The following is a 1,282-nucleotide window of genomic DNA, read 5'->3' as shown; positions in this document are numbered from 1 at the left end:
TGGTTTATTAGCGTTGCCCCTGTGCGGGGCGGCATGAAGTGGTCAAGTAATGCTGGACACTTTTTCCGCCTTCCACCTTTTCTGCATGGTGAGCTCATATTCGGCAGGTGGCATGTTGCCAGCCGCCGAATGTAACCGCTGCTGGTTGTAGAACGTCGCGATGTAATCGGTGACATCGGTCTTCGCTGCACCATAGTCCCGATACGGACGCAGCCTCACGCGTTCGGTCTTCAGGCTGCGGAAGAAGCGTTCTACGACTGCGTTGTCCCAACAGTTGCCCTTGCGACTCATGCTCTGCGTGATCCCGTTCTGGCTGAGGAAGTACCGGAACACATGGCTGGTGTACTGGCAGCCCTGATCCGAATGGAACATCAGGCCAGGAGCGGGGCGGCGCGCATCCAGCGCCAGTTGCAACGCCCGTATCACGAGGTTTGTGTCAGGCGAGGCCGAGCAGGCCCATCCGATCACACGCCGCGAGAACAGGTCCATCACGACCGCCAGGTACAGCCAGCCCTCCTGGGTCCAGACATACGTCACATCGCCGGCCCATACCCGATTGGGCATCCCCACATCGAACGCGCGGTCCAGCAGGTTGGGCGCAAGCGTCGCTGCTCCGCCGCCCTTCGGATACTGGTGCGTGCGCACCACGCGGACACACACGCCGGCTTCGCGCATCAGGCTGCGGGCACGGTGCCGTCCCGCATTGTGACCGCGTCGGCGCAGTTCCTCCGACATGCGCCGGCTGCCACAGGTGTGGTCGTACTGCGTGTGAATTGCACACACTTCACGCAGCTCCACCTGCCGCTTCGGGTGCGCGCGGGCGCGGCTCACTTTCCACGCGTAGTAACTGCTGCGCGCTACCCCCACAGCCCGGCAAACAGCCGCTACTGGATATACCTTCCCTGCGCGCTGGATCACTTCGTATTGCGATCCAGTTCCTTGACAAAGAAGGCCGTGGACTTTTTTAAAATGTCCCGCTCCCGCTCCAGTTCAGCCACCCGCCTTTCCAGTTCCTGAATGCGGGTCTGGGCGGGCGTCGAGCCCGCCTTTGGCGGCTCGGTCACCGCCCCCTGCGGCAGGCGATTGCCCATCCAGCGACGCAATGCCGTCTCGCCAATGCCCAGCGCCCGCGCGGCCTTCGTGACCGTGTAACCCTGTCGCAGCACCAGATCGACCGCATCTTCCTTGAACTGCTCCGAGAATTCCCGTCTTCCCATCTGACACCTCTCTGTCTGGCTATAAGTCTACCTTTTGAGGTGTCCAGGTTCATTAGGCCACTACA

General features: G+C 61.6%; 1 protein-coding gene. It reads right to left on the bottom strand.

Going from position 1 to position 1,282, the window contains the following annotated elements:
- Positions 1 to 42 precede the first annotated feature (42 nt).
- A protein-coding gene (locus tag FFS45_RS41485) for an IS3 family transposase (protein ID WP_249363141.1) occupies positions 43 to 1,217 on the bottom strand; the annotation gives its coding sequence in 2 pieces (ribosomal slippage) (positions 43 to 959 and positions 959 to 1,217; 1,176 coding nt in all).
- Positions 1,218 to 1,282: the final 65 nt, after the last annotated feature.

This window comes from Burkholderia sp. 4M9327F10 (genome assembly GCF_005503145.1).
Taxonomy (GTDB): Bacteria; Pseudomonadota; Gammaproteobacteria; order Burkholderiales; family Burkholderiaceae; genus Paraburkholderia.
The sequence above is the reverse complement of the archived record's forward strand: the minus strand, read 5'-3'. Positions and strand labels throughout refer to the sequence as shown.